The organism is Pseudazoarcus pumilus (assembly GCF_002872475.1).
GTDB classification, from domain to species: Bacteria; Pseudomonadota; Gammaproteobacteria; order Burkholderiales; family Rhodocyclaceae; genus Pseudazoarcus; species Pseudazoarcus pumilus.
On the sequence record NZ_CP025682.1, the window covers coordinates 2,917,481 to 2,942,220 of the forward strand.

Annotated in this window: 29 protein-coding genes, 1 pseudogene and 1 riboswitch; of the genes and pseudogenes, 11 read left to right on the forward strand and 19 right to left on the reverse strand. The window is 63.0% G+C overall.

The features are described from left to right. The first annotated feature begins 146 nt into the window (after positions 1-146). Positions 147-1,289, forward strand: a complete 1,143-nt coding sequence (locus tag C0099_RS14265; protein WP_102248045.1) for a formyltransferase family protein — start codon at positions 147-149, stop codon at positions 1,287-1,289. Positions 1,290-1,353: 64 nt separating this feature from the next. Here the strand turns inward: C0099_RS14265 and C0099_RS14270 are convergent, their stop codons facing one another. Beyond that, a complete protein-coding gene (locus tag C0099_RS14270; RefSeq protein WP_102248046.1) occupies positions 1,354-2,322 on the reverse strand; it encodes an MBL fold metallo-hydrolase in 969 nt (322 codons plus the stop codon). Between the two features lie 437 nt (positions 2,323-2,759). Here C0099_RS14270 and C0099_RS14275 point away from each other — a divergent pair, with 437 nt between their 5' ends. Continuing rightward, positions 2,760-3,908 carry a WD40/YVTN/BNR-like repeat-containing protein gene (locus tag C0099_RS14275; protein ID WP_102248047.1) on the forward strand — a complete coding sequence of 383 codons (1,149 nt, stop codon included), beginning with the start codon at positions 2,760-2,762 and terminating at the stop codon, positions 3,906-3,908. Then, entirely contained in the window at positions 3,896-4,153 is a 258-nt protein-coding gene (locus tag C0099_RS14280; RefSeq protein ID WP_102248048.1) for a MoaD/ThiS family protein, read from the forward strand. Before C0099_RS14275 ends, C0099_RS14280 begins: the two co-directional genes overlap by 13 nt. Positions 4,154-4,164: 11 nt before the next feature. Here the strand turns inward: C0099_RS14280 and C0099_RS14285 are convergent, their stop codons facing one another. Next, positions 4,165-4,632: a hypothetical protein gene (locus tag C0099_RS14285; protein WP_102248049.1), complete on the reverse strand. Its 468-nt coding sequence runs from the start codon at positions 4,630-4,632 to the stop codon at positions 4,165-4,167. 199 nt (positions 4,633-4,831) lie between these two features. Here C0099_RS14285 and C0099_RS14290 point away from each other — a divergent pair, with 199 nt between their 5' ends. Further along, a complete protein-coding gene (locus C0099_RS14290) occupies positions 4,832-5,272 on the forward strand; it encodes a phosphate-starvation-inducible protein PsiE (protein WP_102248050.1) in 441 nt (146 codons plus the stop codon). Positions 5,273-5,314: 42 nt separating this feature from the next. On the opposite strand, the gene C0099_RS14295 is transcribed toward C0099_RS14290, so the two are convergent. Further along, complete coding sequence (locus tag C0099_RS14295) at positions 5,315-5,566, reverse strand: DUF6868 family protein (protein WP_102248051.1); 252 nt, start codon at positions 5,564-5,566, stop codon at positions 5,315-5,317. 310 nt (positions 5,567-5,876) lie between these two features. Here C0099_RS14295 and C0099_RS14300 point away from each other — a divergent pair, with 310 nt between their 5' ends. After that, a complete protein-coding gene (locus tag C0099_RS14300) occupies positions 5,877-6,461 on the forward strand; it encodes an exopolysaccharide biosynthesis protein (RefSeq protein ID WP_102248052.1) in 585 nt (194 codons plus the stop codon). 37 nt (positions 6,462-6,498) lie between these two features. Further along, entirely contained in the window at positions 6,499-6,981 is a 483-nt protein-coding gene (locus tag C0099_RS14305) for an MgtC/SapB family protein (protein ID WP_102248053.1), read from the forward strand. A gap of 59 nt (positions 6,982-7,040) precedes the next feature. On the opposite strand, the gene C0099_RS14310 is transcribed toward C0099_RS14305, so the two are convergent. The 3 genes from C0099_RS14310 to C0099_RS14320 form a co-directional block, all read right to left on the reverse strand. Beyond that, complete coding sequence (locus C0099_RS14310; RefSeq protein ID WP_199797621.1) at positions 7,041-7,526, reverse strand: cupin domain-containing protein; 486 nt, start codon at positions 7,524-7,526, stop codon at positions 7,041-7,043. Positions 7,527-7,799: 273 nt separating this feature from the next. Next, positions 7,800-8,420 carry a class I SAM-dependent methyltransferase gene (locus tag C0099_RS14315; RefSeq protein WP_102248054.1) on the reverse strand — a complete coding sequence of 207 codons (621 nt, stop codon included), beginning with the start codon at positions 8,418-8,420 and terminating at the stop codon, positions 7,800-7,802. A gap of 49 nt (positions 8,421-8,469) precedes the next feature. Next, positions 8,470-8,724, reverse strand: a complete 255-nt coding sequence (locus C0099_RS14320; RefSeq protein WP_102248055.1) for a hypothetical protein — start codon at positions 8,722-8,724, stop codon at positions 8,470-8,472. 144 nt (positions 8,725-8,868) lie between these two features. Here C0099_RS14320 and C0099_RS14325 point away from each other — a divergent pair, with 144 nt between their 5' ends. Further along, positions 8,869-9,315, forward strand: a complete 447-nt coding sequence (locus C0099_RS14325; RefSeq protein WP_102248056.1) for a nucleoside deaminase — start codon at positions 8,869-8,871, stop codon at positions 9,313-9,315. 86 nt (positions 9,316-9,401) lie between these two features. Beyond that, a complete protein-coding gene (locus tag C0099_RS15915) occupies positions 9,402-9,575 on the forward strand; it encodes a DUF6435 family protein (RefSeq protein WP_123785278.1) in 174 nt (57 codons plus the stop codon). A 14-nt stretch (positions 9,576-9,589) separates the two neighbouring features. Here the strand turns inward: C0099_RS15915 and C0099_RS16350 are convergent, their stop codons facing one another. Beyond that, complete coding sequence (locus C0099_RS16350) at positions 9,590-9,964, reverse strand: DUF1622 domain-containing protein (RefSeq protein ID WP_102248057.1); 375 nt, start codon at positions 9,962-9,964, stop codon at positions 9,590-9,592. 115 nt (positions 9,965-10,079) lie between these two features. Then, a pseudogene (locus C0099_RS16355) lies at positions 10,080-10,883 on the reverse strand (DMT family transporter); the annotation flags it as partial. Positions 10,884-11,141: 258 nt separating this feature from the next. Between C0099_RS16355 and C0099_RS14340 the strand changes: the two are divergent. Together C0099_RS14340 and C0099_RS14345 are read left to right on the forward strand one after the other, a co-directional pair. After that, positions 11,142-11,396 (forward strand): helix-turn-helix domain-containing protein, encoded by a 255-nt coding sequence (locus C0099_RS14340; protein WP_102248058.1) that lies wholly within the window; start codon positions 11,142-11,144, stop codon positions 11,394-11,396. 223 nt (positions 11,397-11,619) lie between these two features. Then, a complete protein-coding gene (locus C0099_RS14345; protein ID WP_102248059.1) occupies positions 11,620-12,309 on the forward strand; it encodes a zinc metallopeptidase in 690 nt (229 codons plus the stop codon). Between the two features lie 117 nt (positions 12,310-12,426). Here the strand turns inward: C0099_RS14345 and C0099_RS14350 are convergent, their stop codons facing one another. The 11 genes from C0099_RS14350 to pdxH all read right to left on the reverse strand — a co-directional run bounded on the left by C0099_RS14350 (position 12,427) and on the right by pdxH (position 23,453). Then, entirely contained in the window at positions 12,427-13,497 is a 1,071-nt protein-coding gene (locus C0099_RS14350) for a hypothetical protein (RefSeq protein WP_199797624.1), read from the reverse strand. A gap of 14 nt (positions 13,498-13,511) precedes the next feature. Further along, a complete protein-coding gene (locus C0099_RS14355) occupies positions 13,512-14,540 on the reverse strand; it encodes an IS30 family transposase (RefSeq protein ID WP_102245957.1) in 1,029 nt (342 codons plus the stop codon). Next, positions 14,509-14,973, reverse strand: a complete 465-nt coding sequence (locus C0099_RS14360; protein WP_199797625.1) for a hypothetical protein — start codon at positions 14,971-14,973, stop codon at positions 14,509-14,511. Before C0099_RS14360 ends, C0099_RS14355 begins: the two co-directional genes overlap by 32 nt. 101 nt (positions 14,974-15,074) lie before the next feature. Continuing rightward, positions 15,075-15,821, reverse strand: a complete 747-nt coding sequence (locus tag C0099_RS14365) for a DUF2971 domain-containing protein (protein ID WP_102248060.1) — start codon at positions 15,819-15,821, stop codon at positions 15,075-15,077. An 87-nt stretch (positions 15,822-15,908) separates the two neighbouring features. Further along, on the reverse strand, positions 15,909-16,766 hold the full coding sequence (locus C0099_RS14370; protein ID WP_102248061.1) for a DUF2806 domain-containing protein: 858 nt from the start codon (positions 16,764-16,766) through the stop codon (positions 15,909-15,911). Positions 16,767-17,155: 389 nt separating this feature from the next. Further along, positions 17,156-17,416, reverse strand: coding sequence for a DUF2442 domain-containing protein (locus C0099_RS14375; RefSeq protein ID WP_102248062.1), 261 nt, complete (start codon positions 17,414-17,416; stop codon positions 17,156-17,158). Positions 17,417-17,485: 69 nt separating this feature from the next. After that, the gene (locus tag C0099_RS14380) at positions 17,486-17,848 is read right to left on the reverse strand and encodes a type II toxin-antitoxin system VapC family toxin (RefSeq protein WP_102248063.1); all 363 of its coding nucleotides are present in this window, start codon (positions 17,846-17,848) and stop codon (positions 17,486-17,488) included. An 8-nt stretch (positions 17,849-17,856) separates the two neighbouring features. Continuing rightward, complete coding sequence (locus C0099_RS14385; RefSeq protein WP_102248064.1) at positions 17,857-18,078, reverse strand: ribbon-helix-helix domain-containing protein; 222 nt, start codon at positions 18,076-18,078, stop codon at positions 17,857-17,859. A 192-nt stretch (positions 18,079-18,270) separates the two neighbouring features. Further along, positions 18,271-21,972 (reverse strand): methionine synthase, encoded by a 3,702-nt coding sequence (gene metH / locus C0099_RS14390; protein ID WP_102248065.1) that lies wholly within the window; start codon positions 21,970-21,972, stop codon positions 18,271-18,273. A gap of 75 nt (positions 21,973-22,047) precedes the next feature. Continuing rightward, positions 22,048-22,115, reverse strand: a riboswitch (S-adenosyl-L-homocysteine riboswitch). A gap of 44 nt (positions 22,116-22,159) precedes the next feature. Then, complete coding sequence (locus C0099_RS14395) at positions 22,160-22,759, reverse strand: hypothetical protein (RefSeq protein ID WP_228151604.1); 600 nt, start codon at positions 22,757-22,759, stop codon at positions 22,160-22,162. A gap of 49 nt (positions 22,760-22,808) precedes the next feature. After that, positions 22,809-23,453 carry a pyridoxamine 5'-phosphate oxidase gene (gene pdxH / locus C0099_RS14400; protein ID WP_102248067.1) on the reverse strand — a complete coding sequence of 215 codons (645 nt, stop codon included), beginning with the start codon at positions 23,451-23,453 and terminating at the stop codon, positions 22,809-22,811. A gap of 296 nt (positions 23,454-23,749) precedes the next feature. Here pdxH and phnD point away from each other — a divergent pair, with 296 nt between their 5' ends. Beyond that, positions 23,750-24,667, forward strand: a complete 918-nt coding sequence (gene phnD, locus C0099_RS14405; protein WP_102248068.1) for a phosphate/phosphite/phosphonate ABC transporter substrate-binding protein — start codon at positions 23,750-23,752, stop codon at positions 24,665-24,667. The last annotated feature ends 73 nt before the right edge of the window (positions 24,668-24,740 follow it).

Here is a 24,740-nt window from a genome sequence, read left to right on the forward strand (position 1 = left end):
GCAGTATGCCCCCGGACTGGTCATGGCGACAGCGCCGCTTCACGGCACACGGCGCGAAACCGACAAGGAAAGCGCGCCGCGAACGCGGTAACATCGCCCCCACCCGGCGTGCTGCGACACGCCCGCAACCGATACAGGAGAAGCCCATGAGGTGCACCGTCATCGGCTCGCGCTATTTCGGCGCGACCGTGCTCGCGAACCTGCTCGAAGACGGCATGGAGGTCGTGCGCGTGGTCGCACCCGCCGAGGATGACCGACTCGCGCTGGCCGCGACGAAGGCCGGCCTGCCACTGTCCATCCTGGAGAGTCCGCGCACCGTGCCCGGCTCCGCGCTGCAGGAAGACTGCGACCTGATCATCGCCGCGCATACGCACGCCTTCGTCACCGAGGAGGCGCTGGCACGCGCGAAGATCGGCGGCATCGGCTACCACCCTTCGCTGCTGCCGCGCCACCGCGGCATCGCCGCGGTGGAATGGACGTTGCTGGAAGGCGACCCGATCGCCGGGGGCTCGATCTACCACCTGGAAAAGGGCTGGGATGACGGTGCCATCGCCGCGCAGGACTGGTGCTTCGTGCTCAAGGGCGAGAGCGCGCGCGACCTGTGGGAACGCGCGCTGTGCCCGCTGGGCCTGAACCTGGTGCGCAAGGTGGTGCGCCACGCCGCCGAGCACGGCACGCTGCCGGCCCAGGCGCAGGATCCGCGCTTCGCCACGCGCGCGCCGATGATCCGGCGCACGGTCAAGCTCGTCGAACAGGATCAGGCGCTGACGACCTCGCTGGTGGTCACGGTGATCGGCCCGGACAGGCCCGGCATCGTGCGCAAGGTCTCGGACTGCGCGCAGACCGCGGCCGTCAACTGGGCGGACAGTCACATGACCAGCGTCGCCGGGCAGTTCGCCGGCATCGTGCATCTGCAGGTCGCACCGGACGACGCCGACACCGTGATCGCCGCGCTCAGGAAACTCGAGGACGACGGTCTGGCCATCGCCATCGCACGCAGCGACGCGCGTCCGGTGCCTGCCGGGCGCCGCCTGCTGCGCCTGGAACTGGCCGGCCCCGATCGCCCCGGCATCGTGCGCCGGCTGTCCACCAGCCTGGCCGAGCGCGGCGTGAGCATCGAGAACCTCGACACCGAGATCGTCGGCGAGCGTCCGGACGAGCCGCACGTGTTCAAGGTCCACGCCCTGCTCGTGGTGCCCGAGGCGCTGGCCGACGACACCCTGCGCGAGATGCTCGACGGCCTCGGCCACGAGCTGATGGTGGACATCGCGCTCGACGCTCCGGCCTGAGCCCGCACACGGTGAACGCAAACGGGGCGGCCATGGCCGCCCCGTTTCTACGTCTGCATCGCGCTCAGCAGCCGCTCGTGCATTTCGCTGCGCCGTCGAACGCCATCGTGCGTCCCGACAGCGGCAGGTGCACCGGCACCTCGACGGCCTTGATGAAGGCCTCGGTCCTGGTACCCGCCCTCAGCTTGCCGCCTTCGGTGGCCGGCTCGTTGGCGTGCGAGGCGATCACGGCGGCCGGCCTGACCAGATCGTTGATCACATAGGCCGCCTCGCGCGGGCCGGTGGTGAAGGTGCCACCGATATTGAGCACCGCGAGCTTCGCGCCGTAGTGGCCGCGCACCACGTGATCCTGTTCGGCCGTGATGCCGGTATCACCCGACAGATACACGGCCAGCCCATTACTGAAGGTCAGCACATAGCCGCCCGGCGGGCCGACGTAGGCGGTCAGCCCGACCTCGGAGAGCATCTTCGCGTACTCGCTGCCGATGAAAATCGGCGCCAGACCGTTGCTGTGCACGGCCGGCACGCTGGCGATATCCACGCCGCCGACCCGAGTCGACGCGCCGAAGCGCACCAGCTGTACCTGGCTGCGCTCGCCACCGGCCGCTTCCACACGGTTCTGGAAGAAGGCCGGCATCTCGCCGCCGACGATGAACTTCGCCTTCTTGCCGACGACGATGTCGACGCTGTTGGAATTGGGCGTGACCTTGACCGAGAAATCCGGCTTGGCACAGGTGCCGGCGTTGGCTTCGGCCTGGATCGCGTCGCCGAGGTGATCTCCATGCACGTGGCTGAGCAGCACCACGTCGATCCTGCCCAGGCGCGGATCGTCCGGCCCGCGCACGGTGCGTCCGGCGTCGTACAGAATGCGCGTGCCGTCCGGATCCTCGAACACCAGCGCGCGGTCGAGCGGGCAGAATTCGCCGTCGTGACTACCCAGCGGCGTGACCTTGACGGTGTCCGCGTGCGCAAAGGCCGCAGCCGTCATCATCGCTGCCCCGGCGAGCACCGCCGGCCATCGTGTCGCATGCATGCCTGTCTCCTCCCTGATTGCCGGCGAACCGGATAGCGTCATTGAGCGAGAATAGGCGGTACGGGTTCCGCACGCAAAAAAGAACCGGAACGGTCCGGGACCGTTCCGGGGACGTCGCCGGAGAAGCGAAGTGGAAAGCCTGGGCGGCCCGCGCAGGCGGTTTTCGGTCGCAGCTGTGAACACTGCGCGAGCCGCACGAATGGACCGGCCAGGCCACGGCAGCAGGAGACAAGCAATCCATTCGTCATCGACGACGGTAGCCGAGCGCTTCGCCGCAGTCAACACCATGTCATATCTCGGGCGCAATGCCTGCGGCCACGACCGGCGATTCCGCAGGTGCGCGCGTGACCGACGAGCGCGATGTCGAAATCGGCCCTTGCCGTTCGACCACGGTGTGAAGGGCGCCGCCCCGGCCGCCCGCTGCGAGGAGTCCGACGATGCAAGGAGAAACGACGATTCTGGTGGCCACGCGCAAAGGCGCATGGATCTTTCGTGGCGACCCCGCACGCGAGCACTGGCGCGCCGATGGCCCGCATTTCCTGGGTCACATCATCCATCACATGGTGCTCGACCCGCGCGACGGGCGCACCCTGCTGGCGGCGGCCAGCACCGGGCATCTGGGGCCGACGATCTTTCGTTCGACCGACCTTGGCGCGAGCTGGAGCGAGGCCGCCCGCCCGCCGGCTTTCGCCAGGGCGGACGATGGCGCCGGGCGTGCGGTCGGCCAGGTGTTCTGGCTCACGCCGGCCCACGCCAACGAGCCGCACGCGTGGTACGCCGGCACCTCGCCGCAGGGGCTGTTCCGCAGCGACGACGACGGCGACACCTGGCGGCCGTTCTCGTGCATCAACGACGACCCGGACTACCGGCGCTGGATGGGCACGGTGCAGGACGGTACGCCGGACGGGCCCAAGCTGCATTCCATCATCGTCGATCCGCGCGACCCCAAACACCTGTACTTCGCGATGTCGGGTGGCGGCGTGCACGAATCGACCGACGGCGGCGAGACGTTCTCGCCGCTGCTCGAGGGACTCGATGTGGTGGAAGGTTTCGTGCGCAGCGACCCCACCTTCCACGACCCGCACTGCGTACGCATGTGTCCGACCAATCCGGATCGCCTCTACCAGCAGAACCACTGCGGCATCTATCGCCTCGACCGCCCCGCCTCCCGCTGGCAGCGCATCGGCCGCGCCATGCCGGCCGAAGTCGGCGACGTCGGCTTTCCGATGGTCGTGCATCCGCGTGACGCCGACACCGCCTGGGTATTTCCGATGGATGGGCGCGACGTGTGGCCGCGCACCAGCCCGGACGGGCGCCCCGCCGTCTATGCCACGCAGGACGCAGGGGCGAGCTGGCAGCGGCTCGACCAGGGCATGCCGCGCGAACAGGCGTGGTGGACGGTCAAGCGCCAGGCCATGTGCGCGGACGCGCACGATCCCGTCGGCCTGTACTTCGGCACCACCAGTGGCGAGCTGTGGGCCAGTGTCGATGAAGGCGCGCACTGGCGCTGCATCGCCCGCCACCTGCCCGAGATCTACGCCGTCGAGGCGGCGCACACCGCGTGGGTGCGACGATGCAGGTACTGATCCCGACGCCATTACAGTCCTACACCGGAGCCGCGCAAGTCGAGGCCGAAGGCACGACGCTGGACGCGCTGCTCGACGACCTCGATCGCCGTTATCCGGGCATGCGCTTTCGCCTGGTCGACGAACAGGGCCGCACGCGGGCGCACATGCGCATCTTCGTCAATGGAAAGTCGGTATTCGATTTGACGCGCGTGCTCGAGGCGCATGACGAGGTGGCGATCGTGCAGGCCCTGAGCGGCGGCTGAGGCGCGGCGCGTCAGCCCAGCCGCGACATGACCGTGTCACGGAAGCGTTCGGCGCGGGCACGACCGACCGTCTGCTCGAGCATGCGGAACAGCGTCTCGCACTCGGCGGTCAGTTCGTCGCGACTGGCGGCATGTTCGATGCGCGGCGTGAAGGTGTCGGCATCCGGCCCGAGGAAATCGACCAGCGCGGCGGCCACCGCCCGGCGCGTTTCGGCGAAGTCCTCACCCGTCATCCCCGCAGCCGGCGTTGAGTCGGCCGCGACCGCATCCGCGGGCGCGATGAAGCCGCCGTCGACCAGGGTCTGCAAGTGGTCGCGCGCCTCGTCCGGCGCCGGATGGTTGGCCAACAGCTCGCCGACCGAACGCCGGCCATCGATGATGATGAGCATCGCCCGCACGCGTGCCGGCACATGCCGGCCGCGCGTCGCGACCTCCTCGTGGCCGAGCGCGGTCTTGACATAAACGGTTGTTGAATCCATGTTGGACGCCCCCCTCCCGTTTCGGCGGATGCTGCACGCTGTTCTTGCAGCGCACAAGCTGTGGATGACACGGAGGAGCGGGGGTCGAGGCGAGCGGAAGCCGTGAAGCCGCACGTGCGCCGCGGAATCCGTCCATCGCGATTCCATCCGCAGACCCTTTGCCCGCTGATTCCAGCGATGCCCGGAGGCCTCACGCCAAATGCAGACCGACAACAGCAAGACGACGAGCGCCAGCGAGAAAGTCCCTTCCGAGCCTCCGGTGGAAGTGAGCGACACCGAGGAGGTCGTCGTCGAACGCGGGCTGAAATACCTGCAACGCGCCCTGTTGCTGGTCGTCGCGATCATGACGGTGGTCGCCACGGGCATGGAGATCCTGGCGGTGTTCGAAGCCGGTGCGGTCAATCTCGGCGATATCCTGCTGATGTTCCTGTATGCCGAGGTGATCTCCATGGTCGCCGTGTTCTACTCGGGCCGCGGTCTGACCATGGTGTTCCCCATCCTCATCGCGATCACGGCGCTGGCGCGCTTGATCGTACTGCAGGGCAAGGAAATGGACCCGTCCAACATCCTCATCGAGGCCGGCGCGATCTTCCTGCTTGCGCTCGCGGCGGTCGTGCTGCTGCGCTTCGCGCGCAAGTGACGCAGGCCGACAGCGCGCGGCTTCGTGGCGTGCGGCCCCGCTTCAGGTCGCGATCCGCAGAGCCAGGTACGGCACCAGGTTGAACAGCAGGATGCCCAGCTTGTAGATCGCCATGCCCCCGTAGTGTATGGCGTCGAACTGCGCGTCCGGCAGATCGAACCAGCGGCCGTGCAAGCGCCGCACGGTGTTACGCGCGAGCGCGAACCAGGCGAACCACCAGATCAGCACGACGAAGTTGATCAACGTGCTCCAGCCCAGCGCGGCCTGCACGGTTTCCAGAAGCTCGACATTCATCGGCGTATCTCCAAAGCGACGCTAGGCAGCTTGTGACCGAACCGTTATTCCATGCTCAGCGAATACGATGACGACGTCAACTGCGTCGGCTGACAACGACCGCATTCCCTTGCCGAATCCGCGGTAGCCGAACACATCTTCACATGGCGGCTCCCAGGACGATGACCCACGCGGCCGGGCAGGCGAATCGCCCGACTCTGCGCCGACAACGCGCGCGCTGCCGACGTCGAGTCCGTTTGCACCCTGTTTCAATGCAGCGATATTGCGGGCCTTAAGCTGTGCGGTCTGTGATAGCCGGAAAAGATCGGCAATGGCTCAGGAACCGCACAACCTGCAAGATCTGCTCGACCACATCGAGCGCGCCGCACGCAAGCACGACCAAGTCTCCCTGGCGACCGTGATGGAAGCGGTGGGAACGCGCTCGTTCGGCCCGCTGTTGCTGGCCGCGGGTCTCACCACTGCATCTCCGCTGAGCGGCATTCCCGGCGTATCCACCGCCGTCGGGCTGATGGTGCTCCTGATCGCCATGCAGCTGTTATGCGGCGAAAAGGAATTCTGGCTGCCGCAGTGGTTGATGCAACGCACCATCGACCATCGCAAGGTGAGCCGTGCCTTCGAGTGGATCCGGCCACCCGCCCGCCTGATCGACGGCCTGTTGCGGCCGCGCCTGATCGCACTCGTGCGCGCCTCGGGCAGGTATGTCATCGCACTGGTTTGCGCGATCATCGCGCTGGGCATGCCGGCCATGGAACTGGTGCCGTTCTCGGCGACCGGCGCTGGCCTTGCCCTGACGGCGTTCGGGCTCGCACTGGTCAGCCGCGATGGCCTGCTCGCCCTGGCCGCCTTCGGATTCACGACGCTCACGCTCGGGCTTGTCCTGCAGGGACTGATCTGAGCGCTGAGTACGCAGACACGCCCCAAGGAGTCGAGCAGTGTCCACCTGGGAAATCGTCATCGGAACCATCGCCGCCGAATTCTCCGACCTGTCGGATGTCGAGGACGCCACGCGCATCACACTGCGCCTGTTCCTCGCCGGCTTGCTCGGCGCCGCGCTCGGCTACGAGCGCGAAAGCCAGGGCAAGGCCGCCGGGCTGCGCACCCACATGCTCGTCGCGCTCGGGTCCGCGCTGTTCGTCATCGCTCCGGGCCTGGCCTGGTCCATGGACGACGCGATGAGCCGCGTGATCCAGGGGATCATCACCGGCATCGGCTTCATCTGCGCCGGCACCATCATCAAGGGCAATGACACCGGCGACGTGCGCGGCCTCACCACTGCCGCGGGGCTATGGCTGACTGCCGCGATGGGCGTCGCCGTCGGGCTGGGCAACGAGGCCACCGCGGTGCTGAGCACGCTGATCGCGCTCTTCGTGCTGCATGTGCTGCCGTGGATGGTTCGAAAGCGCAGGAAGGCGTGAAGTTTCGTCACGGATCATCGCATCCGTGCCCTCCGCAGCGCACGGTTCGAACTCGATTCCTACCTCGCGGACTCGACCGGCACCGCGTCGAGCGGAGACTCGAAGGCAATGAACAGGACGCAGGGCGTGTCGCTCACGCAGGTGGCCTCGTGCGCTCGCCCCGGCGGGCCGTATGCGTAGCTTCCCTGGCGGAACACCAGCGGCTCCTGACCTTCGTAGGTGACATGCATCTCACCAGCCACGAGGATCATGCGCTCGGCCGAGGTGTGCCAGTGCGCGGGCAGATACGACTTGCCCGGCACCCGGAGAAAGACATCGACATTGTCGGCCGCGGGGTCGCCATGCAGCACGGCCAGAGCGCAACCTGCCGGCAGGAACGCGGGACAGGCTCCCCAGTTCAACTGCGGGTCGTCCGCATCCCGGACAAGCGCCGGCTCCGCAGGCGGTGGCTGCGCGATCGCCGGCAGACCCGGCATGAGCAGCGCCAAGGCGCAAACAAGCAAGGGGATTCGTGACGAGCGAAAACCGGAAACAATGCCAGACATGGTTGTCCTCCAGTGCCCGGCCGTCCCGTGCCGCGAAGGGCTCCACGAATCGTCGCCGGATTCAACGAGCCTAGACCCGCAATGATCAGAAAGACAGGGAATCTTGCAGCGGCCCGAGCTGTGGGCGAGGACATCGGCGAGGCACCGGGTCGAGGGGCGTGCGCATGAGCTTAGTCCGGGCGGGCGGGTGCTCCCGCTGCGCTTGCGCATCGCCAGCCCCCATTCAGCGCTCCAGCTCATCCGCCGCGCGACCCCGTTCCGCGGCGGGGAGGGTCATTCCGGCCTGCGCGCGACGATGAAGGCCGATGCGCGGCCCGGCTGCCAGTCGTGCTCGATGACGAAGCCCGCGTCGGCGAGCATCGCGCACAGTTCTGCATGTTTGATGCGGCTCACGTGCGGTGCCAGCCCGAGCGTCTGCATCAACGGAATCGCCATTCGCCAGTGCAGCTTCAGCTCACCGACCAGCGCCGTACTCGACACGAACATCCCGCCGGGCCGCAGCAGGTGATGCACGCGCGCGATCGCGCCCGCGACGTCCTCGAGCAGATGCAGCACGTTGAGCCCCAGCACGGCATCGAAACCGCCGGCGGGCAGCTCGGCAGAGTCCAGCGTGCCGCAGCGGAAGGTGATGTTGTCGATGCCGGCCGCACGCGCCTTGTCCTGCGCGATCTCCAGCATGCGGCCGGAAACGTCGGTGGCCAGGATGTGACGCACGTGCGGCGCGTGCTCGATGGCGGTGCTGCCCGTGCCGCAGCCGAACTCCAGCACTGACCAGTCGGGTCGAAGGTATTGCTGCGTGATTTCGACCTTGCGCCGGTAGCTCGTCTCGTCGCGGATGCGGATCTTCGCGTAGCGCGGGGCAGCCTTGTCCCAGAATGCCTGCGCTGCCTTCATGTCGGCCGCCCCCGGAGAACGCGCTCGCGCGGTCGCGTCGCCATCCCGTTCATCCGCGCACCAGCGCCGCGCCGGGCGGCACGCGCTGCCGTAGTTCGAAGCAATCCCCCGGGGGCGGCTGCTGGCCCGGCGGACGGTCCGGGAACCAGATCCGGCATGCTCCCGGTGGCGGCATGTGACCTTTTGGAATCTCGAACGAGCGGACATGGCGTGGCTCTTCGACGCCGTAGGCGACACATCCCGCAAGGACAAAGACCGCGAGCAGGGCGCCGGCGACATGGCGCAGCGGTGCAGTGGACATCATGCGAATCTCCTCGAAAAGTTTCGATACCTTGAGCTTAGTCTGCCCGCGACGGCCCGACCTCCACCCTCAGCCGTGAATGCAGCCGACGCGGTGCCCGCGCATTGCACCATAATCGCCCCACGACCACACCTGACAGGACGCATCATGGACACATTCATGCGCGCTGCCATCGACGAGGCCCGCAAGGGCCTGGCCGAGGGCGGCATCCCCATCGGCTCGGTCATCGTGCACGACGGCCGCATCATCGGCCGCGGCCACAACCGCCGCGTGCAGCAGGGCAGCGCCATCCTGCACGGCGAGATGGACGCCTTCGAGAACGCCGGCCGCCAGCCCGCCGCCGTGTATCGCGACAGCGTGATCTACACCACGCTCTCCCCCTGCGCGATGTGCAGCGGCGCGATCCTGCTCTACGGCATCCCGCGCATCGTCATCGGCGAGAACCGCAGCTTCATGGGCGAGGAGGAACTGCTCAAGAGCCGCGGCGTGCAGGTCGACGTGCTGCAGGACGCCGAATGCGAGGCGCTGATGCGCGAGTTCATCGCGCAGCGGCCCGATCTGTGGAATGAGGATATCGGCGAGGAATCCGCCTGAAGTCGAACCACCGGGCAAACCGACAGTCCTATCCCCACCCTTCACTCGCGCCACCGCGTCCCCGCAGCGGCGAACCCGGAGAAACCATGTTCGGACTGTTCAGGAAAGACCCTCGCAAGGCCCTGCAGCAGCAATACCAGCAGAAACTCGAGCAGGCCATGCAGTACCAGCGCAACGGCGACATCATGAATTACTCGCTGCTCAGCGCCGAAGCGGCCGAACTGGAAAAGCAGTTGCAGGCGATGGACGAGGCGAAGTGAGGTAGGCGTCGCTCTCAGTCATCGCGCTTTTGTTCGGCGGCGGCCTTCTGCCACGGCCAGCGGCCGGTCAGTTCCACTTCCAGCGTGAAGCTCAGGAACGTGCGGATGAAAACGATGATGGCGAGCGCCCCGACCGATTCGAACGACAGGTCGACCGCCACCGTATAGATGATGTCGGCGGCGATCAGGAATTCCAGCCCGAGCAGGATCCCGCGCCCCAGGCGCTCGCGCAATTCCTGGAAGACGAGATCCCGGTCGGCGCCGCGAATGGCCAGTTCGCGGATGGCGATGCCCAGGCCGTACAAGGCAATCAAGGTAATGATGGCAACGCCCAGCGCCTCCAGCAGCGCAGCGCTTCCCAGTGCGAACGGTTCGACGAATTCGGGCATGGCACGCTGAAAGGTCGGGGGTCAGGAGCCCGCGCGGGCATGGACGTTCGAATATACGCTCAGCGCGGTCACGGCAACCAGAATCAGGCCCATGCCGCGCGACCAGGCGCTCATCGAGCACCACGACCCCGAACAGCGAGGCGGTGACCGGCTCGACCATCGCCACGATGGCCGCCACCGTCGGTGCGGTGTGGTTCAGCCCGACGATGTAGCACACGAACGACAGGCCCGCGCCAAGCACCCCCAGCAGCACGAACAGCGGCCAGGCCGGCGCGGTCAGCACCGCCACGGTCTCGGCGAAATCGCCCAGCCACACCAGAATGCCGCTGAGCACCGCGAACGCGATCACGAGAATCGCCTGCGGGCTGCCATGCGGCGCCGCGTACTTGAAGCCGAAGATGAACAGCGCATAGAACAGCCCGGCAAGCAGCCCGGCACCGGCGGCGATCGGCGTGACCTCGCCCGCGCCAAGCTCGTAGACGCCCGTCAGCAACACCACGCCGAGCATCACCACCGCGATCGCGGCCCACTTGGCCACCGACGGCCGCTCCAGCCCGAGCGCGAACGACACCCCATAGACGAACACCGGCGCGCAATACATCAGCGTCGCGGCAACCGCGACCGAACCATGCGCGATGCTCAGAAAATAGAACGCGAAGTTGCCCGCCACGCCCACACCGGCAATCGCCGACCAGAACCACAGCCGACCACTCCCCAGCCCGCTGCCACCCGGCCGCGCTGCCAGCCAGGCCAGCACGAACACCAGCCCGATCGCGCCCCGGTAGAACGACACCACCACCGCGCTCCAGCCCTGGGCCGTGAGTACGCCGCCAATCCCACCCGCCAGCCCCCAGAAGAATGCTGCGAGCGCGACGAAGACCGTGCTGAAGGCAACCGTTCTGTCCGGAGAAAGCAACATCGTCGGGGCACCTCGTGGGACTCGTGCACCTCATGCGGAGCGCTTCATGTAGCCCGTTGCGGCACGGACGACGTAGTTTCGATTTCCGAACCGACCGCCCGACAGAAGAGCTTACGACCGTCTGCGGCAGTAGTGAAAAGGGCTTACACCCTCATCCATGCTGTGGCAGATTCTCAAGAATCGCCAGGTTGACAAGGAAGTCTCATCCGGGCGCATACCGGTCGAGTCCTTGAAGCGATACGAGAAATGGAAGGACATATGCGCAACTACCTACCCGCCAAGAAACGCGTGGACGTGACTCCGGGGGAGTCCGTCCGCATCATCCGCGAGCTTCAGGGACTGAGCCAGACGCAACTGTCTGCGCTTTGCGGCATCCCTCAGACGACGATTTCCAGCATCGAGAATGGTCGCGTGAACCTCGGCGTAGAGCGTGCCAAAACCCTCGCCGTGGCCCTGCACTGCCATCCGGCCGTCCTGGTTTTCCCGGGGTGGCAACTCGACACGGCCGCCTGACGGGACACGTCGGGCGCAATCAGCGAAGCGCATTGCGCCGCATGCGCACCTCCGTCGCGACCCATCCGTCGCAATCCCCTTCGGCTATTGCGCCCTACGCGGGCTGCCCCTCGCCCCGGTGACTCTCGCTCCGATTGCGTCACGCCCGGACGCTCGAACGCAGGGCGCTCCGGGCTGTCCGATACACCGGACCCGGCACAAATGTTATATCGGATGCGCCGTCATGGCTCGGTTGCTCATCGTCTTCATTCCCTTGATTCTGCTAGCCATCTGGCTACCCGGCTGGTGGGTAAGGCGTACGATGGAACACTATAGTGAGCCTGCAGACCGCTACTACGGAAGTGGCGCACAGCTGGCCCGTCTACTGCTCGATCGACATGGTCTCCCGGACGTCAAGGTCGAAGCCACGGAGCGCGGCGATCATTACGATCCCCTGGCGCGCGCGGTCCGCCTGTCCCCGCACAACTACGAAAAGCACTCGCTCACCGCAGTGACGGTCGCAGCGCATGAGGTCGGGCATGCGATCCAGCATGCCGAAGGCTATGTGCCGCTGCAGACCCGCGAACACCTCGTTCGCCTGGCAACTGCGGGGCAACGCCTGGGCGCGATGATCATGGTCGCAGTGCCCGTGATAACGGTCATCACCCGTCATCCCGCGCCCGGTCTGGTGTTCATCGTCGCCGGTCTGCTGTCGATGGGGCTGGCGGCGCTGGTGCACCTGGTCACGTTGCCCACCGAGATGGATGCGAGCTTCCGGAGGGCATTGCCGATGCTGGAGAAGGGGCGATATCTGCACGAATCGGACTACCCTCATGCGCGACGCATCCTCGAAGCGGCTGCGATGACCTATGTTGCGCAATCGCTGATGAGCTTCATCAACATCGCTGCATGGCTCAGGTTTCTGCGGCGGTAGGATGGTATCGGCGGGGCGAGTCGGCTCGACGTTGATAGACACACATAACGCCACCGCTCACAGGAAAAATTACGAGCGCTAGCGAGTGATTTTGTCCTTGTGTAGCGGACTGCTAGATTACTTAGCATTTGATCCTGAAGGCTTATTTGATGCTTGCGCGTCTATCAGCACCAGCTCTTTACCTTCTCTAAGATCAAGTTCCTTCATTATTTTCAGGGTCTTCGCCAACTCACCCTCATTAAAGTAAAGAATTACCTTTATCGACTTATCGGTTTGATTTGCCGCCTCGTAGACCTCCACTTGCTTTTCAAGGTTCTGCTTGAGCTTTGAATTACTGGCCAGCTTAAATTCAACCAAAGTTGAATCTCTAGAACCTCGTGATATTTTGTAATCAACTGGCCCTCTACCATTGTTTACCTCGGCATTGACATCGTCTACCGACGCATACCAGGTAAGACGAAACATCAGCTGCAAGTCAGACTCGCGCTTTATTGGCTCTCCCTTCATATAGAAGATGCGATAACCATCATTGTTTTCGATTACCTGCTTGAGATACATGACCCGTTTATACGCCTCTTCGTACGTATCATCAGGTGTCGCGTAGAATTCACTATCATCGCGCAACTCCTCTATTAGCCTTGATACCTGCGCAATAAATACCGCTTCGGTATCACGTATCTTTTGACTGCTTAACGATGAAGCTTTGTCGCTAGTTTTTTCCTTAAGCCTGATGTAGTAATCAATAAGTTCAGGAAATTTACGGAGCGTACTTGATATCGCTTCATTTACTTCCTTTTGCTTGGAGTCTTCAGGAATACGCCTAAGAAAATACTCATTAACTTGCGCGCGCAGTTCTGAATTCGGCATCGACTCGAGAATATCATCAAAGTCCCCGATGATATCGTGCTTGTTAATCCACGCGTCGTCTTTGGTAAGAATATCCTTTGGAGTCAGCAACACATAGTCGCCGTCGATATAGGGCAGCGCGTATCGCCTCCCAAGCCATCGTCTCGTACCGTAGTCAAACTCGGCATGAGAAACCATCACTGACTTGATACGAGACTGATCGATGTACTTTTGTGCAAATGATGCCGTGTACTCGCAAAGAAATCCCTTAATCAAGTTTGTCGTGAAATCGCTTACGTTGTCTTTTCCAACACCATCCTTTACCAAGCACAATTTTTCCAAGTGACTGCTCCGCCTCAAGAATCAAGTGCAACACGGTTGCGAAATTGAGCGATGTCCTGCGCCATGACTTCTTCCGGTGTTTTCCATTCCAGCGTCTGTCTGGGTCGTCCGTTCATCAGCCGGGCAATGGCGTTGAGCTGGATCTGGCTGACTTGCGACAGGTCAGCGCCCTTTGGCAGGAACTGGCGTAGCAGGCCGTTGGTGTTCTCGTTGCTGCCACGCTGCCAAGGGCTGTACGGGTCGGCAAACCAGATGTCCAGCTTCAGTCGCCGGGCCAACTCCTCATGACGCGCCATCTCGCTGCCCCGGTCATAGGTCAGGCTCTCGCGCAGGAAGGCCGGCATCTTCTTCATCTGCCGCGTGAAACCCTCCAGCGCCGCCTCGGCGCTGCAACCGTCCATCTTGCACAACACCACGAAGCGGCTCTTGCGCTCGACCAGCGTACCCACGGCCGAGCGATTAAACGCACCCTTGATGAAATCCCCTTCCCAGTGCCCGGGCAACTGGCGGGACTCGATTTCCTCCGGGCGGTTGTGGATGCGCAGCGCCTCGGCAATGGGCAGCCCACCAGGACGGGCCGCGCTCCGGCGCGGGCGACCGCGCGCGGGCTTGGATTGGCGCAGCGCGGCGATCATGCCCTGGCGCAAAGCCCCTTTCGGATGCGCGTAGATGCTCGCGTAAATCGTCTCGTGGCTGACCTGCCAGGTGGGGTCGTCGGGATGCATCTGGCGCAGTCTGGCAGCGATCTGTTGCGGCGACCAGTAGCGGTCGAGCAGCTTGTGGCGCACAAAACCATACAGCGCCGAACCTTCCATCAGCTTCAATCGCCGCACGCTGGCCTGACGACGGCGCCGGTACGCGCTCCCAGCGATGCTGGCCCGGTAGCTGCCATCCGACGCCCGATTACGGCTCAACTCGCGCGAAATCGTCGAACGGCAGCGGCCCAGCATTCTCGCAATGCGCGCTCCCGAGCTGCCGCGCAGTTGTTCCGCCATGATCAAACCGCGATCCTCAGCCGACAAGTGTGTGTAGTTTCTCTGCATGACAACACCCTAAATGATGGGTGTTGCACTTGGAAGTTGAGACTAGCCTGCCTTTAGTGACCTGCTCCGCCCCAAAGTCGGTAAATATCGTGGAGAGATTATTGTTCAGCGCCGCGGCAAATTTTGCACCAAGGCCTGATCCGCTATTTCCGATCTTGCTAAAGCCAAGCCAGTTTTGCTTGACCTCTGGAAATAGGAACCAATGCTGGACAAGCCCTCTAGATACTGCTCCAGACTCGGACATCTCCCGAAGAAACTTAATATAATTGATTATTTTGTCATGAAGCGCTTGATATTCTGGCTTGTCGCTACTGAACAAAAGAAATGGATCAATAAAGACAGGAAGGTCGTTGATGAGAGAAATATTGAATGCCCCATACTCCTCCAGGTCGCTTGGGGAGACATCAAACCAGTCCGAGAAATAGACGTTCAAGTGGACCCTCCTCGCAAACTAACGCCGCAAATCACCGGAGGAAAAAAACAGAGCGCAGCGGCGCTTTTTGGCGTCCGAGTGCATTTGCCTTGTTAGACCATCTATACGCCAAAGGGAAATACCATGTTCTTTGGTGGAGCATACAGTAATGACCTTAATATTTTGCCTTTGAAATTGGTTTTGGATTTGATGTCAGCTTTTATTTTTAGAAATTCTGGATAATCGACCCTTGGATCAATCATTATTTGATCGATTAGATCATGAGGGTCAATGGCGTATTTATAGATCCCATGAGGATTGCTGTTTTCCTTCTCGAAATATAAAAGACGAACCTCATTTTCATGCCTAAATGCCGGCCTCTTAACAAGGAGTGTTTTTGCGAGTTCATATGCTTCAGGATTGATTTTTCCCCTGAATACAGTATTAGCAAAATCCATCATTTTCTTGTTATCTAGATATTTCACCTTCCCGATAAAACACTGAACGTTCTGCCAAGGCTGAAGTCCGGTAGCCAAACTATTGGCAAGCTTCGGAATGGTTGTTCTGATTCTTACACCATTAGATTTGGGTGAGTAGATTCTCCACATGGCATCTGATGCCTTATGGCGAGACCAGCATTGGCCATAGAAATCATCTCTAAATCCAAAATCAACCATTTCTCCATCTGGCAGCTTAGCCTTTGACTTTAATATAAAGTTTTCGAATGGATCTTCCCATTTTTTTGGGCTTACCAATACATTCTTCTTATTTAAAAAAAGCTCAAACAAGCGATCAATCGAAATAATTCGATAGATGTATTGATCCTTCACATTCAGATCGATATCAATGTAGTTATTGTTGTTCAACATGACGTCTTTATAGGCCTAACGCCTGCCGTAACCGGCCCATTTGTAGCGAGAAAAGCGAACGAAAATGCGTCCGAGTTGACGGCATTGTTAAGTGCTTTCATCGCTCGGAATGTGCGCCTTCCATTTTTCTTTAACGTAGTCATAAAACCCGTCAACGCCAGGTACTTTAACGACCCGCGCTAACTCTTGACCTGCCTGCGTTAGCAACACCTTGCCAATAGAAAGTGTATTGTCTGTCTCTTTGTTCATCGTTAATGGCAAAACTTGCCCGCAATAGGAAACTGAAAAATTCTTAGGCAGCCGTTGCCTGTTAAAGCCTGATACGCCGCCAAACTGAATGAGCCCCAAACTATCCAGGTGTGACAAGCTCGCAAAATTAATACCAAGATTGTTGTAGATCTTGTCTTGGGTATCAAAGACTAATGGAGTGAATTTTCCGAAAATCCATCCGAACCTGCACAACGTCTGAAATAGTTCCGCATCTCGTTTGTCGAGATCTCCAAGCAGGTTCACTGTGCGTTTAGAAAATGAGCCAGGCGTGTTTGCTTCGCCAGCCAGAACTTGCGCCCATATACTCTGCATCTCTTCATCGGACACAATTCTGGATTTGTCAAAGAAATTAGTAACCCAATCATTTTCCATGTTTTCTGGATTCGACTCCTCAGCTAGGTGAGGAAGAGATTTTCTGGTTATTTCTTCCATATTCTCTTGCCGATTGGCTTCCTCCTCAACGAACCTGTGCATAGCTCGACGATGTAAATCTGTTATTTCAATTTCTGTCTTCGCCCTGATCAAGCCTGCTTCAGCTTCGGCCTTAGCTACACGCTTAATCTGCCATGGCTCAAAAATTCCACCAATTGCAGAAGACACCTTTTCAATTAAGGTATTAGCTGGCTTCGAAAGGTCACCAAGATTTACTAATGACGTTGATTTGTCGTCTGACATTATTTACACCTAACAGTGATTAGACTGCACGCATCGATATCCAATCAACGTGCGGGCGTCCTTATTGCGCGTCATGCCGCGCACTGTTTCATAAAAATTCGATGCGCGCCAGTACCTTACGACGTACGGCTCATTGACTGCGTGCGTGCTTGACTGCGAAAGACATGTGAACGGCCACGCATCCAGCATGTGTCGGGATATGGACTGGAAGACGGCGAGAAGCTGGACGGCAGGGTTTTTGGGTGTGCGCGGATTGCGCGGCAGAGGCACAGAGTAGGTGGAGATCGCAATTCGCTGCGCTCATCGCAACCTACGGCGCAGGGGATTGGCGCGGGTCAGATCAACACATGCGGCGGGATGCGCTGCGCTTGTCCTGCTCTATGGGATCTTCAGGTCGCGCTCGCCGTTTCAGCCGCGAGCGATTTGAGTGCCTCGGGCGCGAAATCCGCGCCATTGGGCCAGACGACCGTTCCGCAGACGGAGTCCAGCGTTCCCCTGGAAAAGTACGCTTCCTCGCGCAGCGGCTCGAACACCGGGCCATTGAGTAGGGGCCAGACGTCAACGACCTTCGACGTGCCATCGCTGAAACGCAGTGACAATCGATGCCCTCCAACCCATGTGACGCTGGTGATGCGAAGAATCTCGTTCATGGCGCTACTCCAACGGTTCGATGGGGCTGAGAGGTTCGCCGGCTCGGGCTTCCGTGTAGACATGCGGGTTTAGACGCGGTAAGGCACACGGACATCGGCCGCATCTGCGCGGAAGTCTTTGATATCGCGGGTGACGAGCAGTGCGCCCTCGACCCGAGCGCTCGCCCAGATTATGGCGTCGGGCAGGCGCAGGCGATGCCGGCGCCGCAGTTCGACGGCCTGCTCGGCGACTTCAGACGTGACCGGGACTTGAGAGAACCGGGCGAGGAAGGCCCGTACGGAGATGTCGGTTCCCGGGTCGGCTCCGACCATGACTTCCATCCAGGTGATCGGGCTGATCAGACACTGCTCATAACGATTGATCTCGCGGCGCGCGGCATCCACGCCGTTGAGGTAGTCGATCAGGATGTTGGTATCGAATAGCGCCTTCATGGACTTCGTTACCGATCCCACTCCTGCCGTAGCTTCTCCTGACAGGCAAGGCCATCCTCGGCGCGGTCACGCCACAGGCCGAAGGCGTCGTCCTGCGCCTCCGGTGCACGCCGCGCAAGATACTCGGCCAGTGCGCGGCGCACCACCTCGGCACGTGAGGCCTGCTCGCGCTTAGCGAGGGACTTCAAGGCTTCGTACTGGTCTTCCGGCAGGTCGATGATGGTGCGCATTGCGGGCGCTCCTGAGCGTTATCAGTCTGCGTCATCATACACCGAATGGTGAAGACATCCGGCGGGATGCGCTGCGCTTATCCCGCCCTACGGGAAGCGGTGGTGGCTGTCATCGCGAGCGCAGCGTGGCAATCTCTCATCGGGGTGAGATCGCTTCGGCCTGTGGCCTCGCGATGACAGGTTGTGGATGGTTCAGAGCAGCGGCGCCAGCCAGCGTTCGGCGTCCTTTACGCTCATGGCGGTGCGCTCGGCCCAGTCTTCGAGCTGGTCGCGGCCGATCTTGGGGACGGCGAAGTAGTGGGACTCGGGATGGGCGAAGTAGAAGCCTGACACGGCGGCTGCGGGCATCATCGCGAAACTCTCGGTGAGTTGCATGCCGGCGTTGTGCGGGGCGTCGAGCAGGTCGAACAGCGCGCCCTTGACGGTGTGGTCCGGGCAGGCGGGGTAGCCGGGGGCGGGGCGGATGCCGCGGTATTGCTCCTTGATGAGGGCGTCGTTGTCGAGCGTCTCGTCGGCGGCGTAGGCCCAGTGCTTGCGGCGGACCTGGGCGTGCAGCCATTCGGCGCAGGCTTCGGCCAGGCGGTCGGCGATGGACTTGAGCATGATGGCCTGGTAGTCGTCGTGCTCGGCCTCGTACTTTTCCAGATGCGGTTCGATGCCGATGCCGGCGGTACAGGCGAAGGCGCCGATGTAGTCGGGCACGCCGGAATCCTTGTCGGCGATGAAGTCGGCCAGGCACCAGTGGGGCTTGCCGGAGGGGCGTTCGTGCTGCTGGCGCAGGCCGTGCCAGGTCATCAGCGGCGTGTCGCGCGCCTCGCTCTCGTAGATCTCGATGTCGTCATGGCCGACGGTGTTGGCCGGGAACAGGCCGAACACGGCGCGGGCCTGGACGAGGTTCTCGCGCACCACGCGATCGAGCATGGCCTGGCCGTCGCGGAAGACGCCGCGCGCGGTCTCGCCGACGACTTCGTCGTCCAGGATCTTCGGGTAGCTGCCGGCCAGATCCCAGGTCTGAAAGAACGGGGCCCAGTCGACGTAGGGCACGAGTTCGGCCAGCGGCACGTCGATGGCGTGCACGCCCAGCGTCGTCGGCACCGGCGGCACGTAGTCGGCGACGCTGTCCCAGCGGTAGCGGTTGGCGCGCGCCTCTTCCAGCTTGACCAGCGTCACGCCCTTCTTGGCGGCGTGCTGTTCGCGGATCCGCTCGTAGTCGGCGGCGATCTGCGCGGCGTAGGCGGTCTTCTGGCCTTCGGAGAGCATGGAGGTGACCACGCCGACCGCGCGCGAGGCGTCGGGCACGTAGATCACCGGATGGTCGTAGTGCGGCGCGATCTTGATCGCGGTGTGGGCGCGGCTGGTGGTGGCGCCGCCGATGAGCAGCGGCAGATCGAAGCCCTGACGCTTCATCTCGGCGGCGACGTGGCTCATCTCTTCGAGCGACGGCGTGATGAGGCCGGACAGGCCGATCACCTGCGCGTCGTTCTCGCGCGCGGCGGTGAGGATCTTCTCACACGGCACCATCACGCCCAGGTCGATGACTTCGTAGCCGTTGCAGCCGAGCACCACGCCGACGATGTTCTTGCCGATGTCGTGCACGTCGCCCTTGACGGTGGCCATGATGACGCGGCCCTTGTTGGTCGCGCCGGTGCGCAGCTTCTCGGCCTCGATGTAGGGGATCAGATGCGCCACGGCGGTCTTCATGACGCGGGCGGACTTGACCACCTGCGGCAGGAACATCTTGCCCGCGCCGAAGAGATCGCCGACCACGCTCATGCCGTCCATCAGCGGGCCTTCGATCACCGTCAACGGCGGCTTGCCCTCGGCCTCGTATCGGGCGCGCACTTCCTCGGTATCTTCGACGACGAATTCTGTGATGCCCTTGACCAGCGCATGCGACAGACGCTGCTCGACGTCCATCTCGCGCCAGGTGAGATCCGGGCCGGATTCCTTCGCCTTGCCCTTGACCGACTGCGCCAGATCGACCAGCGCCTCTCCGGCGCCGGGGTGGCGATTGAGCACCACGTCCTCGACCTTCTCGCGCAGCACCGGGTCGAGATCGTCGTACACGCCGAGCTGGCCGGCGTTGACGATGCCCATGGTCAGGCCCGCCTTGACCGCGTGGTACAGGAACACGGTGTGGATGGCCTCGCGCACGGCGTCGTTGCCGCGGAAGCTGAAGGACACGTTCGACACGCCGCCGCTGGTCTTGGCGTGCGGCAGGTTCTGCTTGATCCACGCCACGGCCTCGATGAAGTCCACGGCGTAGTTGTCGTGTTCCTCGATGCCGGTGGCGATGGCGAAGATGTTGGGGTCGAAGATGATGTCTTCGGGCGGAAAGCCGACGCTGGTGAGCAGCTCGTAGGCGCGCTTGCAGATCTCGGTCTTTCGCTTGAAGGTGTCCGCCTGGCCCTTCTCGTCGAAGGCCATGACGATGACGGCGGCGCCGTAATAGCGGCACAGACGCGCCTGGCGCAGGAATTCTTCCTCGCCCTCCTTCATCGAGATGGAGTTGACGATGCCCTTGCCCTGGATGCACTTGAGGCCGGCCTCGATCACCTCCCACTTGGACGAGTCGATCATGATGGGCACGCGCGAGATGTCCGGCTCGGACGCGATGAGCTTGAGGAAGCGCTCCATCGCGGCCTTGGAATCGAGCATGGCCTCGTCCATGTTGATGTCGATGACCTGCGCACCGTTCTCCACCTGCTGGCGCGCAACGGCCAGCGCGTCGTCGAAGCGGTCCTCGAGGATCATGCGCGCGAAGGCGCGCGAGCCGGTGACGTTGGTGCGCTCGCCCACATTCACGAACAGCGAGTCCGCGCCGATGTTGAACGGCTCCAGGCCCGACAGCCGGGCCTTCTTCTCGATCTCCGGGATCTTTCTCGGCGGCAGGCCCGCCACGGCCTGCGCGACTGCGGCGATGTGCTCGGGCGTGGTGCCGCAACAGCCGCCGACGATGTTGAGCAGGCCGGATTCGGCCCATTCGCGGATCGCGGTCGCCAGCTCCTCCGGCGTTTCGTCGTAGCCGGTGGGCGAGAGCGGGTTGGGCAGGCCGGCGTTGGGGTGGGCGGACACATGCGTGTCGCACAGGTGCGAGAGTTCCTCGACGTGCTGGCGCAATTCCTTGGCACCGAGCGCGCAGTTCAGCCCGAAGGACAGCGGCCGTGCGTGCGCGAGCGAGTTCCAGAAGGCCTCGGCCGTCTGGCCCGAGAGCGTGCGGCCCGATGCATCGGTGATGGTGCCGGAGATCATTACCGGCAGCCGCCGGCCGATGTCGTGGAAGAGCTGCTCGAGCGCGAACACCGCGACCTTGGCGTTGAGCGTGTCGAACACCGTCTCGATCAGGATCAGATCCGAGCCACCCTCCATCAGCGCCTTGGCCGAGTCGTAGTAGTCGTCGAACAGTGCCTCGAAGCTGATGTTGCGGAAACCCGGGTCGTTGACGTCGGGCGAGATCGACAGCGTGCGCGAGGTCGGGCCCAGCACGCCGGCCACGAAGCGCGGCCTGGCCGGGTCTTTCGCGGTGTATTCGTCGCACAGCTCGCGCGCGATGCGTGCGCCCTCGACGTTGATCTCGTACGCGACATCTTCCAGCCCGTATTCGGCCTGCGACACGCGCGTGGCGTTGAAGGTGTTGGTCTCGATGATGTCGGCGCCGGCCTCGAGATAGCCTCGGTGGATCTCGACGATGACCTCCGGGCGCGTGATCACCAGCAGGTCGTTGTCGCCCTTGAGATCGCGCGGGTGCGCCATGAAGCGGTCGGTGACGCCCTCGCCGCGGTACTCGCGTTCCGAGAGCGCGTACTGCTGGATCATCGTGCCCGTGCCACCGTCGAGCACGAGGATGCGCTCGGACATCAGGGTACGGAGTTCGTCGCTACGGTCGGGCTGCATGCGTTACCTCGGGCGTTTCGGGGGCCGGCATGGCGCGCGCTGCAAAAGGAAACGGCGCCACAAATCCCCGGTGGGGATTTGCGAGCGCCGTTGTTCGGTTGCTGAGCCTGGCCCGGTGGCGGGTCGCAGCGCTCCTCAGCAAACCTGCGAGTTTACCGTTACTCGCTCAGGCACGCAAAACAAGGGCTTACCAGCCATACCATGGCGACCAGCCCCATGGATGACCATAGCCGCCGTAGAAGCGCGGATGGTGGTGGTAGCCAATGCCCATGCCCCAGCCGAACGGGTGGCCGAACCAGCCGCTCAGGCCGCCGTCGCCACCGTAGTGGATCTGCGTGATGCTGGTGCGGTCGACCACGTCGTCGATGAAGTGCACGTTGAAGTACGTGCCGGCGAAACCGTGGTCGGTGGGGATTCTCCAGTCCCACACCTCTTCGTTCAGACGCCGGTAGATCTGCACCGAGTCGTGCTCGCCGAGCAGACGCGCGACTTCGTCCTTGCTCATGCCGCGCTCGACGCGGGCGCGGTTCCTGGGCGAGAGCGCATCATGCTGCTCGACGATGCTGCCGTTGGCATCGATGGTGTACATCCAGGTACTCGAGCCGTTGGGCTGGGTCGAATACTCGTAGGTGCGGGTGCCGTCGGGGTTGTCCCAGATGCGGTGGGGCTCACCGCGCGCGGCCACCAGTTCGGCCTCGCGCGCGAACTGGGTCTGCATGCTCGCGCAGCCCGACAGCACCACCAGGGCCAGCGCCATTACCAGCCAGCCGGAAATTCTCGCAACCATGGTCGCCTCGCTTTGCCCGCGCTGCGGGCGGGTTCGATGACGGGAGCGCTCAGGGCGCGAGCCGGCTGCGCGTCCACCGCCCGTCGTCCCCGAGGACGTAGGCGAAGCGGTCATGCAGGCGCGACGAACGACCCTGCCAGAACTCCCAGTAGTCCGGCTTCAGCCGGTAGCCGCCCCAGTGCGGCGGACGCGGCGGACGCAGGCCGAACTTGAGCCCGTATTCGGCCGCGCGCGCGACGATCACGCCACGATCGGCGATCTCCTCGCTCTGGTTCGACGCCCACGCGCCGATACGGTGCGTGAGCGGGCGGCTGGCGAAGTAGGCGTCGGATTCTGCCTCGGACACCTTCTCCACTTTGCCTTCGATCCGCACAACGCGTTCCAGTTCAACCCAGTGGAACTGCAGGGCCGCGAACGGATTGGCCACCAGCTCGCGGCCCTTGCGGCTGTTGTAGTTGGTGTACCAGACGATGCCGTCGCGATCGAAGCCCTTGATCAGCACGATGCGCGTGGAAGGCCGCCCGTTGGCGCCGACCGTGGCCACGGTCATTGCATTGGGTTCGGGCACGTCTTCGCGCAGCGCATCGGCCAGCCAGGCCTCGAACTGGTCGAAAGGATCGTCCGGCACCACATGGTCCTCGAGGCTGTGCTTGCCGTAGTTCTTGCGCAGGTCGGAAAGCGGTGACTTGCTCATCGTGATGCTCCGGGTGAATCGTGCGGCGCTACATGCGCCGGAGCCGTTCATGATAACGCCGGCACCCGCACATCGCTTGCTCCGGACACGGGACGGCGGCAAGATGCACGCCCGTGCGCACTCGAACGCGCACTCCGGGCACGAACGGCCGATCAGTGCATCGGCCGCCCGGCGGCGGCAGCGACCGCCACGATGCACCGGTGCGCGCATGCGCGCACCCGATTAAACCCCGGCGCAGCCCGCACCGAGGTGGCTGGGACGGCCCCGATGTCGGTCCATGAATACGGGAGATTCACATGTTCCAACGATCTGCCTCGCGCAGAGGTTTTCTGCTGTCCATCGCGGCCCTGGCGACTTCCGCGGCCCTGTTCACCGGCACCGTCGCAGCCGCGGAACGCCCCGAAAAGCTGATCATCACCGCCATCCCCGACGATGGCGACGCCGATCGCATGCGCGAGAATTTCGGCGCATTGGCAAAGTACCTGGGCGAGCGCGTCGGCATCCCGGTCGAATACATGCACGTCGAGAACTATGCGGCCAGCGTCACCGCGCTGGCCACCGGGCGCGCGCACATCGCGTGGCTGGGCGCAGTGACCGTGGCGCAGGCGCGCATCGTCATGGGCGACGAGCTCACGGTGCTGGGCTGTCGCGACATCGACAAGGGCTTCGTCAGCTACTTCATCGCCAACCCGGCCACCGGTGTGTCTGAGGTCGCCGATCTGGGCGAACTGGCCGGTCTGGCCCAGGGCAAGGGCTGGAGCTTCACCTTCGGCAGCAAGAGCAGCACGTCGGGCCATCTGATGCCGCGCAGCTTCTTCCAGGAAGAGGCGGGCGTCGCGCCGGAGAAGGTCTTCCGCACGGTCGCCTACTCGGGCAGCCACGACGTCACGATGCGCATGGTCGGCGACGGCACGCACCAGGTCGGCGCCCTCAACTATGCGAGCTGGGACAAGGGATCGGACGAGCTCAAGGTGCGCGCGCCGGTCATCTACACCACGCCCGAGTACACCAACTACGCGCTGACCGCGCGGTCCGACCTCGGTGAGAACCTGCTCAATGAGCTGCGCACCGCGCTGCTCACGCTGGGCGAGAGCGACGACAACGGCAAGAAGGTGCTCGAGTATCTGAAGGCCGGTCGCTTCATCGAGGCCGACATCTCCGAATGGCAGGGCTACGTGGACCTGCTGCAGTCGGGCATCGACATCGGCGGCTGATTGCGTCATGCAGCCCTCGTAGGGCGGATTAGCGAAGCGTAATCCGCCCTACGAAATCTTCGGGAACGGGACC